This window comes from Halothiobacillus diazotrophicus (genome assembly GCF_001663815.1).
In the GTDB taxonomy this organism is placed as follows: Bacteria; Pseudomonadota; Gammaproteobacteria; order Halothiobacillales; family Halothiobacillaceae; genus Halothiobacillus; species Halothiobacillus diazotrophicus.
This window is the reverse complement of record NZ_CP016027.1, coordinates 2,323,034-2,333,168: the sequence shown is the minus strand read 5'-3', so window position 1 is coordinate 2,333,168 and position 10,135 is coordinate 2,323,034. Positions and strand designations below refer to the sequence as shown.

Genomic DNA, 10,135 nt, shown 5'->3' with positions numbered 1-10,135 from the left:
GGCAAATTGAATGAAATACTATCTAGCGAACAAATAGAAATATTCCATCGCGATGGAGTCGTAGTGATACCTAATTTTTATAATATGGATAAAATAACCCCAATACAGAAAGGCATCTACGACATTATCGGACAAATAATAACCAGAGAAGAAATTTCTTTAAAACAATCCCCCTTCAATCCAGACACATTTGACCAACACTACATTGATTTGATCGGCATCAACCGGGACTGGGGGGGGGAGATATACGATGCGGTAAAGCAAATCCCTGCCTTCATACGCCTTGTAGCTGATGAGTCACATGAAAAACTATTCAAACAAATAAGATGTACCAGAAAACCGGGTATCGCCGGTGGCGGATACGGGATTAGAATCGACAATCCCAACGAGGACAAATTCAGAGCGATGTGGCATCAGGAGTACCCTGCTCAGCTACGCAGTGTAGATGGATTGGTTTTTTGGAGCCCCCTGGTTCCCATTACAGAAGAGATAGGGCCAGTGGAATTTTGCCCCGGATCGCACCATGAGGGACCGTTGCCAGTATGCTATGCGGATCCGGAACACACAGGTAGAACTGGGGCATATTCCCTTAAAATATTGGACGAAGCTGTTCATCTAAACAAATACAGAAAAATTGCGCCGCTAACAAGCCCGGGAGATCTTGTCATCATCGACTTTCTAGTTCTTCACGCATCAGGAGTCAACCGCAGCCATCGTGCACGCTGGTCAATGCAATTCAGATATTTCAACTTTGAAGACCCGATCGGTCGAAAACATGGGTGGAAAGGATCTTTCGCTGCGGGCACAGATTTCAGGAAAATCCATCCGGAACTATTTGCGGAGAAACCGCTGCAATGAATAACTGCAAAGTATGTGGCGCAGAATTAGATGTGCCAATATATCAATCCACCACGGATAAAACCATCACCTCTTTATGCACCTTACGAACAGGAAAGAAACGTGTTTGGTTATGCTCTGCATGCACTCATCTCAGTAGTGATGCACTGAACGATACACATCAATACTATGAATCGGAGTACAAGATACTTCTGAACGAAGAGGACGAAGATCAAATATATGAAATTCGTGATGGCAATATCGTTTATCGTACCACACACCAGGTTGAAACACTTATTGACAAACTACCACTAGTCAAGGAAAGCAAGCTACTCGATTACGGATGCGCGAAAGGCTCGACCGCAAAGGCACTCGCCAGATTAAGACCCGACATACATGTGAGTCTTTACGATGTAAGCACAATGTATCTACCTTTCTGGAACCAGTTCGTAACTTCGGAAAATTACGCAGTAAATATCACACCTGAAAGCTGGCAAAGTAAATTCGATATAGTCACCTCGTTCTTTGCGCTTGAACATATTCCAGAGCCGCTCACAACTGCCCGAGAAATATTTCAGCTTCTGAACGATAAAGGAATATTTTACGGTATTGTCCCGTATTCATTCAGCAATCCCGCGGACTTTATCGTTATTGATCACGTTAATCATTTCACCAAATTGTCGCTACACAGGCTTCTCGCCCTCTCCGGATTTAAGGAAATTCTTATCGACAGCGAATGCCACCGTGGCGCATTGGTTTTTGTCGCCAAAAAATCCGGCGTATCTTCTCGTGAGCCTGATGGAAGAACAAATCAAGAGCTGGCCACTAATTTGGCGAATTACTGGAACACCGCAGGTCATAAAATCATTAAAGAAGAACAAAGAAATAATAGCGAACGATCAGCCATTTATGGATCGGGATTTTACGGGAGTTATATTTTTAGCCAACTGAAAAAACCCGAAAAAATCATGCACTTCATTGACGCCAGCCCATATCAACAGGGCAAAACCGTATTTAACAAGCCAATAATATCGCCTGACGAGCTCCCAGATCATGTAGATTTAATATACGTCGGCTTAAACCCCTCAATCGCGCACAATACAATGCTCAAACTTGGATGGAACGAAGGTCATAGATTTAAACTCATATACATGGATAGCATACGAAAATGATAGAAAGCGAGAAAATATCTCTAAGATGCTGGAAGCCCGATGACATCCCGTTATTGGCCGCCATCCGCAACGATATCAAAATTCAGTCTCAACTTCTGTCACGCCCTAGAGGCAGCACTGACGAGCAAGTAATACACTGGCTAAAAAAGCAGACAACACAAAACGGATGCATCCTCTTAATTATCGCCTTAAGAGACAACGATCAAGCGATTGGTTATATTCAAGTCGCAAATATAGATTCAACAGATAGGCGAGGTGAACTTGGTATAACGCTTCATAGCACCTATCAGGGCAAGGGTTACGGCAGCATAGCAATTAAACTGATGTCTGAATTTGTACGCAAGACCTGGAACTTCAACAAACTTATGCTGAAGGTGAGAACGGATAATGAATACGCAATAAAATCGTACAAAAAATGTGGATTTATTAGCGTGGGCACCTTTCATAAACATACTTTCCTTGACGGCCAATGGCTCGACATCGATTTAATGGAGCTTATTTTTTCAAACGAGAATTCATCGTGAAAGTCGCAATTTCACAATCAATGCTGTTTCCATGGGTTGGACTCCTCGAACAAGTAAAGCTAGCAGATATCTTTGTGCACTATGACGATGTTCAATACTCGAAGGGTGGTTTTGTCAACAGGGTTCAAATCAAAACAAAAAACGGAATTCAGTGGCTAACAATCCCACTCAAAGGACTTCACCTAGGTCAGCGCATCAATGAAGTAGAAATCGCCCCCAGAAGCTTATGGCTCGATAAAAATATGGCTATATTGCGCAATGGACTCAGTGGAGCCCCTTACGCAACTGATGCTATTGAACTCGCATTCAATGTTTTTTCTCATAAATATGAAAACATAGGCGAACTAGCCAGAAGCTCACTACTCTCCTTACTTAGTTACTTACAACTAGACCAACAAACCATATTTATTGATGTCGAAGATATGAACATCAGGGGCAATGGAAGTGAAAGAGTGTTATCCGTTGTTCGAGAACTAGATGGCTCAACGTATATCTCCGGCCATGGAGGAGTCAATTATTTGAACCACATACTTTTTGAGCAGTTGGGAATTAATGTGGAATATATGGATTACAGCTACCGCCCTTATCCTCAACAGCACGGCCAATTCACGCCATTTGTATCCAGTCTTGATCTTATAGCCAACTGCGGGCATCAGGGCCAACAATACATTTTGCCTAAAACAATTAACTGGAGAGAGTTTACTCATGAATCCTTATGAACAGTTTGGCGAGGAAGTCAAAGCAAACATCCGCAGCCTGAGTAACGATCTTGATCTTCAAGCACTATCAAGAATATGGGTTAGAGAAATTAGCCGCCATAAGTGGGCCTATAATTTTACCTGGCTAGGCCGACCCGCCATACAGTTCCCAAATGATGCTTGGGCATTGCAGGAGATTATCTGGCGTGTCCAACCGGATTTAATTATCGAAACAGGCATAGCACATGGTGGTTCTTTAATATTTAGTGCATCCATGCTCGCGCAGCTCGACATATGTGAGGCAATAGCTAACAACGAGACCATAAACCCAAAAATATCTCGGCGCAAGGTTGTGGGTATTGACATTGACATCCGATCACACAACCGCGATGCTATAGTTCAACATCCGTACTCTTCCAGAATTCATCTGATAGAAGGCTCCAGCATCGATCCAATGGTGATTGGGCAAGTTCAGGAAATTGCGTCTCAGCACAGTAAAATACTGGTCTGCCTTGACTCTAATCACACACATGAGCACGTTTTACATGAGCTGAACGCTTATGCACATTTAGTCTCACCGGGCAGCTACTGCATTACTTATGACACACTTATCGAAGATATGCCCAATGAGATGTTCCCTGATCGCCCGTGGTCCGTAGGCAATAATCCGAAAACTGCCGTCCATGAATTCTTGAAAGGGAACTCTAATTTTGAAATCGATACAAGCATTCAGCATAAGCTGCTTATTACAGTAGCGCCAGATGGATATCTTAGAAGAATACCTGCTTGATGGTAATCCCCCCATTTTTAGCCGCGCCCAAAAGTAGGGTTTACGCGGCCATCAGAGGCGGCTTGCCACCATTGGCTTTGTGCGGGCGACGGTGATTGTAAAACCACAACCACCGGGTCGCATAATCTTGAAGCTCCTCCAAGGTGTCGAATAGGTGTTTGCTCAGCCAGCTGGTTCGGATAGTTCAGTTCGTCCGCTCAATGTAGGCGGTCCGTTGTGGCTTGCCTGGCTGGATATAGTCGATGCGCATGTTGTGCCTCCTGGCTCAGTCGGCGAACGCATGGCTGATAAACTCGGGCCCACTGTCGCAACGAATGACGGTTGGTTTTCCCCGCCATTCCAACAGCTGTTCCAGCACCCGGATCACACGCAGCGTCGGCAGTGAGAAGCCCGCTTCAATGGCCAGCCCTTCTCGCCGGTAATCGTCAATCACATTGAATAACCGAAAATGCCGGCCATCGCTGAGCGGGTCGTGCATGAAGTCCTTCGACCAGACCTGGTCCGGTTTGATCGGCTCTTTCAGAGGCTTGGGCACCTGCCGCTTCAGACGGCGCCGGGGCTTGATCCGATGGTTCAGTTCCAGTGCGCAGTACATCCGATAGACACGCTTGTGATTCCAGCCTTTGCGTTCGACGTTGCGCAGATAGTCAAAGCATTGGCCACCCCCCCAATCGCTTTGCTCTTCGGTCAGCTTGATCAGCCAGCCGGCAATCTCGACGTTCTCATCACTCAGTGTCGACTGATAGCGGTAGCAAATCCGACTGATCGTGAATGCCGCACACACCAGGCGAACGGAAACCCCGCGAACCGCGACAGCTTGTTGCGCCATATCCTTGCGTCGGGATGTCTTCAGCACTTTTGTGCGAGTGCCTCCTGGACGATCTCGGCCTTGAGACGCTCCTCAGCGTACATCTACTTGAGCCGGCGGTTCTCGTCTTCCTTTTCATCAGGCGGGCCATCAGGGACGCCACCATCCCGCCGTACTTGGCGCGCCATTTGTAGATCGTGGCGCTGCTCATGCCATGTTCGCGGCAGAGTTCGGGGACGGGCACCCCGTTTTCCGCCTGCTTGAGGATCGCCAGAATCTAGCTGTCCGAATATCGCGGTATGTTCATGCAGAATCTCCTTCGTGTGCATTACGAGAAAATTCTACTTTCGAACGACGCTTTTTCCGGGGGGGATTACCAGAGACCGCTTCAAGTCAAGTGGTTCAATTCTCGTCGGTTGTTATTTGGGAAGCAGATGCCGACCCATTGCTGATCTCTCTCGGATGACTTTTCGAACAAAGAGCCAAATTAACCAAAATAGCAGGTCGGCCAACGCTGTTACTAATCGAAAGAGCACCAACACCACTATTAAACCTTGTATCGGGAAATTTGAATTGAGCAGGTTTGCTGCAACAACCTCAAACACCCCCACTCCCTGAGGAGCAAATATGGCCAGAAACCCCACACCCCATGAATATAAATACACGCCCACCACTTGCAGCCATGAACTACCCAGCAAATCAGATGAGAAAGCATCAAGAAAGAACAAGAACGATATCGATGACAAAATCCAAAATACCGTCGTCACCAAGAACAAATCTACATATAGTCTCGGTGATACATTACACTCAAATATCTGTTCTACCCTTGTCAACGAGTAAGACGCAGCAAAAAGAGCTGCTATCGCTCCTGAGAAGGAGAGCAACAGAAGGGGAGTTGCCAACCCTCCTTCACTGATTGATAGCAGGATTCCCGCACCGAAAGAGATACTGACAACCGGGGCCATTAAATTTTCAAGAAAAAATACAGTCGTAATTTTTTTTCGACCGAGTCCTAAATTGTGCAGAATCGTTGCACGCGCAATACTATGCCAAACACCACCGGGCAGAAATTTTGCGGGAATGTATGATGCATGTATGTCTAAAGCCTGAACATAATGAAAATCATGCCCGACCCCTCTTATTGCCATATAAGTAAACGCGGGAGAAACCAAGTGAACAGGGACCCAGGCCAAACAAGCTAAAATCAAGCAGGTAAAATTTGCCGATGATATTACACGCCACACATCGGCTCTGGCAGAATAAACATAAAGACCAAAGAACACAATGGCCACGCCCAGGAATATGTACTTGAAATACCCAAGGCGCCTTTTTATTATTTCTTTAAAAACCCCTATCAATTCAAAATAGTTTTTGGGAGTCAAAGACCTTTCCTGCCTGCAACATATCGAACCGGAAGGCTTAATATTAATCCACTTAGCGCCAGCCACTTCACGCCCAATGGCAACTCACTTCGCATCAGTGATTTACCCAAGCTTACCGGCAACTGCAACATAGGAAACATCGAGGACAACAGCCCGCCTTTGATAATAAATGTTGCGCCTCTGTATCGAGCCACTTTCTCATCGTGTGTTTGCTCATGCCTGAACTCCCTGCGTTTCCATTTAGCCTCAGGCACATGTAAAAAATAACCTTTCAGAGACAAGTCAGCCAATAATGCCAGGTCCGATCCAATAAAATTGCCTATTTTACCAATATCATTCAGGGCTGATCGTCTAATCAAACCGAGTAGTGGGTGCATATTGCCCCAGAGTATCGTGAAAAATCGCGCTACGGGCCCCATACCACGCGTATCGCTCCATCCAGACTCTTTTTGCATCGTGTCACCTAACTGGTCGATCCAGGTTGTCGTACCAAATGCAATATTTGCAGACGGCATTCTTTCCAGCACCTCTACGTAGCTACTTATCAAGTTGCTCGCCCAGAGATCATGGCCGGAAGCCCACATAAAGTATTTTCCTTCGGCCTGACCTAATACATACTGGAAATTTGTGGTAGATCCTTGATTAACCTCAAACCGATGAAATTTCACAAAATCATAGGTTTGACTAAATTTTTTACATATCACTGCCGTATCGTCCGACGACCCGTTATCAGAAATCAAAATCTCCATATTTGGATAGTCTTGATCCAGTAACGATCGAATCGTCTCCTCAATGAATCTCGCCTCATTGTAAACCGGCAGACCTATACTAACGAGCGGGCGAAATGCTTCATTCTCCTGGTGTTCAATCGACATCCGTCAACCATCCTTTACCCTTAATTCGCGATCCAGTTCCATTACACTTGATTCTTATAATTTATCCTTATACATCAACTGTGTGATTTGTTCCGACACCAAGCCGATCAAAAAAATAGTCACCGCTGCCGACCAAAGAAAGACAGAAGCCAGCGAAAGTCTACTGAACTCCGTATATGTATATATGTAATAGCCCAATCCAACTCCAAAATGGAAAAGCGCCACGGGGAGAAATATCTTCAACGGTGAGTACAAAGTACCAATTTTAAATATAATCAAAAGGAAGCGAATTCCATCCTTTATCAGGTGAATATGACTCTGCCCTATCCTCTTCTCCGCCGTTATCGGAATATAGGCCACACCATATCCCGCGCGAAAAAACGCCATTGTGCTCGTGGTTGGATACGAGAACCCATTGGGAAGTAAATACAGAAATTCTCTGAACTTACCGGCCCGTACGGCACGAAACCCGGAAGTGAGGTCCTCGATCTTCTGGCCTGTCATCCATGACGCCAAGCGGTTATAGAAACCATTGGCAAGTCCCCGTCCCACGCTTGCCTGCGATCCTGCCTGCCTGGCCCCTACGACCATGTCGTACCCTTCTTCCATTTTTTGAAGGAATCGCGGTATGTCGGCCGGGTTGTGCTGGCCATCGGCGTCCATAAATACGATGATTTCGCCGCGCGCCGCCCGAGCGCCCGTCTTGATCGCCGCACCATTCCCCTTGCTGTAGGGGTGGTTAATCACTTCTGCCCCGGCCGCGGCAGCCAACTCGGCCGTGGCATCCGTCGACCCATCGTTCACGACGACGATCTGCGCTTTCGGGAATAGGGAACGGATACCCGCAACTGTGCTTCCCACAGCGCCAGCCTCGTTCTTGGCGGGCAAAATAATGGACAGAAAATTTTGATCCAAGGCAGCGTCAATTGCCGTCATGACGGGCGATTCCTTTCAATGTGCACGCCGGTCTGCAAAAGACCGACAAAGGGCCAATATATAGCCCGACCAATCCCAGGTAAAGACCGGCGGGCGGATCACGAACCCGGCATGCGCGCACCGGCTAGCGGGCTCTTCGCGTTAATAGCAATCTATCCGGAGGCGGCTGCTATTTCCTTTTCCAGCGTCTCGCGAAGATGAATCTCGGCTTTGTGATAATAACCGACATGCGCCAACCATCGGCGGTGGATGGCGCCCATCGACCAACCATGGATATCCGCCAAAGGCGGCGGCACCGCATCCAAAAGTGCCAGCGCCCGACGCTGGTGATGCGCGCTGGCCAGCTCGGCCGCAAACAGCAAGCGTGTGCCCGGCGCCAGATCAGGCAATCGCAGCGCCGTTAGCATGTCTGCATAGGCCTGCGTCACCTCGTTTCGATCCAGCCAGAGCATCGCCCGTCGGTGCAGCAGACTGCGCTGCTCATCGGGTGCGTGCAGCACCTGAGGATTCGTCAGGGCGGCATCGATCAGCGTGAAACCGAAATCGACCCCGAACACGGCACAATTTTCCTGCAGACGACTTAAAAACGTATCGAACTGATACCCGACCACGTTCTGCGCCAGTTGCCCCGTGCGGGCAAGCTTCAGCAGCTCGCGGCCGAGATCCGTTGGGGCTTCCCCGGTATCACAAGCCAACAAAGCCCGATTCGCCAATACCAGCAAATCCTGTGGATGCTGTTGAAATGCCCGATCCAGCAAACGAGCTGCTTCCGGATAATTACCCGTCTGCTCCCAGAAATTGGCCAGATAGCTTTGCGCACGCGCGGAATCCGGGTGTTCGTGCGCCCAGGTGAGTGCCTGCTGGAATGGCTTTCCCCAGAGATCCGCCCGTTTGTACGTCAACAAGCCAAGCACACAGAAAATGCCGATGGCCAGCCAAACCGGCCATCGGGTGCCGCCTCGGACACGGTCCACGAGAAACAGGGCCAAGGGGAAGAACATCAACCCCGCCGGCAGATAATTTCGATGCTCGAACATCAACTCCAGCTGCAACCAGGTCGACTCCAGCAATTGCCCGACGAAGAAGAAAATGATCGTCAACCCAATCGCACGTAGAACGATTCGTTCTGATCGGCGCCAGAACAGCGCCAGCCCGATAAGCGCCAGAAGCCCTATCGTCGCCGGAAGCGTAGAGAAAGGTCGCCAGAGGCTTGTCGATAGCCGAATATCGTCGTTGAACAAACCCCCGTCATGCACACCGGGCAACCACAGATCCCACAAATATCGCCACAGAATCCGTGTCTCGGTCAGCAGCCGCTCATACGGCGTGAAGTCCCGACCATAAGTCAAACCGGAAAACAGCATCGGCAGTTGACTGATCAGATAAGCCAACAACACCAGACTGGGCAACGTGATAAATACCCGCCGCCACCAAATGAAGGCAGCGCCCTCCTGGTACTTAACGCGGCCATGCGCATCAAAGACGAATTTTTCGATGGCCCAGGCCAGCAACGGGAGCAAGGCGCCATTTTCCTTGGACAAGACCGCCAGCAGCGTCCCCAACACCAGACCGAGACTCATCCACAGATAACCCCGCCTCGTCCGCCCGGCGATCAGTTGCAACCGACCATGAACATACGCCCACAACCCCGCGAAAACGAACAGCGCGGCCAGAATTGCCATCCGCTGCACGATATACAGCGTGGTCGACACCCAGAGGGGATGAAGCAGCCACATGCCGCCAGCCAGAACAGCCACCCACAGCGCACGATGCTTCGGCACATCAAACGCCCGCGACAACGCATGCAACAGCCCGATCAACGCGATGCCAGTCAGCAGGTGCAGCACAATGTTCGTGGTCTTGAATACCGCTGGCGATGCGGGCCATACCCGTGTATCGATCAGGAAACTGGCCAGCGACACCGGACGCCCGGTCGGACCGGCAAATCCCGAAGTGATCCAGGCGATGGCCTGCCAGAGGGATCGGATTGGCCCGTAATCACCCATGGGCGGCAGGTTGCTGTAGTCATCGAACAGGAATGTGCCCGTCAATCCTGGTTGGTATACCAAGTATGCAGCTAACAAAATCGCAACCAATACGACCAAGTGCACAA

The 10,135-nt window shown here is 48.8% G+C and carries 9 protein-coding genes and 1 pseudogene; 5 read left to right on the top strand and 5 right to left on the bottom strand.

The window, feature by feature from the left end:
* The first annotated feature begins 6 nt into the window (after positions 1–6).
* The 5 genes from A9404_RS10305 to A9404_RS10285 are packed head-to-tail and all read left to right on the top strand — an operon-like array spanning position 7 to position 4,021.
* Entirely contained in the window at positions 7–858 is an 852-nt protein-coding gene (locus tag A9404_RS10305) for a phytanoyl-CoA dioxygenase family protein (protein WP_066101127.1), read from the top strand.
* Positions 855–2,009 (top strand): class I SAM-dependent methyltransferase, encoded by a 1,155-nt coding sequence (locus A9404_RS13200; RefSeq protein WP_082922908.1) that lies wholly within the window; start codon positions 855–857, stop codon positions 2,007–2,009. The genes A9404_RS10305 and A9404_RS13200 overlap by 4 nt, the downstream gene beginning before the upstream one ends.
* On the top strand, positions 2,006–2,533 hold the full coding sequence (locus tag A9404_RS10295; RefSeq protein WP_066101122.1) for a GNAT family N-acetyltransferase: 528 nt from the start codon (positions 2,006–2,008) through the stop codon (positions 2,531–2,533). The genes A9404_RS13200 and A9404_RS10295 overlap by 4 nt, the downstream gene beginning before the upstream one ends.
* A complete protein-coding gene (locus A9404_RS13195) occupies positions 2,530–3,252 on the top strand; it encodes a WbqC family protein (protein WP_082922907.1) in 723 nt (240 codons plus the stop codon). Before A9404_RS10295 ends, A9404_RS13195 begins: the two co-directional genes overlap by 4 nt.
* Positions 3,239–4,021 (top strand): cephalosporin hydroxylase family protein, encoded by a 783-nt coding sequence (locus A9404_RS10285; RefSeq protein ID WP_066101117.1) that lies wholly within the window; start codon positions 3,239–3,241, stop codon positions 4,019–4,021. Before A9404_RS13195 ends, A9404_RS10285 begins: the two co-directional genes overlap by 14 nt.
* Positions 4,022–4,061: 40 nt before the next feature.
* On the opposite strand, the pseudogene A9404_RS10280 reads toward A9404_RS10285, so the two are convergent.
* The 5 genes and pseudogenes from A9404_RS10280 to A9404_RS10260 form a co-directional block, all read right to left on the bottom strand.
* Positions 4,062–5,106: pseudogene (locus A9404_RS10280) on the bottom strand (IS3 family transposase).
* A 142-nt stretch (positions 5,107–5,248) separates the two neighbouring features.
* Positions 5,249–6,211 (bottom strand): lysylphosphatidylglycerol synthase domain-containing protein, encoded by a 963-nt coding sequence (locus A9404_RS13445; RefSeq protein WP_156521310.1) that lies wholly within the window; start codon positions 6,209–6,211, stop codon positions 5,249–5,251.
* On the bottom strand, positions 6,208–7,086 hold the full coding sequence (locus tag A9404_RS10270; RefSeq protein WP_066101112.1) for a glycosyltransferase family 2 protein: 879 nt from the start codon (positions 7,084–7,086) through the stop codon (positions 6,208–6,210). The genes A9404_RS13445 and A9404_RS10270 overlap by 4 nt, the downstream gene beginning before the upstream one ends.
* Positions 7,087–7,140: 54 nt before the next feature.
* Positions 7,141–8,022, bottom strand: a complete 882-nt coding sequence (locus A9404_RS10265; RefSeq protein ID WP_156521309.1) for a glycosyltransferase family 2 protein — start codon at positions 8,020–8,022, stop codon at positions 7,141–7,143.
* 152 nt (positions 8,023–8,174) lie between these two features.
* Positions 8,175–10,073, bottom strand: coding sequence for a tetratricopeptide repeat protein (locus A9404_RS10260; protein WP_082922906.1), 1,899 nt, complete (start codon positions 10,071–10,073; stop codon positions 8,175–8,177).
* Positions 10,074–10,135 lie beyond the last annotated feature (62 nt).

Coding starts and splice junctions, on each gene's coding strand:
- A9404_RS13200 (WP_082922908.1), top strand. CDS start 855: ATGAATAACTGCAAAGTATGTGGCGCAGAATTAGATGTGCCAATATAT.
- A9404_RS10295 (WP_066101122.1), top strand. CDS start 2,006: ATGATAGAAAGCGAGAAAATATCTCTAAGATGCTGGAAGCCCGATGAC.
- A9404_RS10285 (WP_066101117.1), top strand. CDS start 3,239: ATGAATCCTTATGAACAGTTTGGCGAGGAAGTCAAAGCAAACATCCGC.
- A9404_RS10270 (WP_066101112.1), bottom strand. CDS start 7,086: ATGTCGATTGAACACCAGGAGAATGAAGCATTTCGCCCGCTCGTTAGT.
- A9404_RS10265 (WP_156521309.1), bottom strand. CDS start 8,022: ATGACGGCAATTGACGCTGCCTTGGATCAAAATTTTCTGTCCATTATT.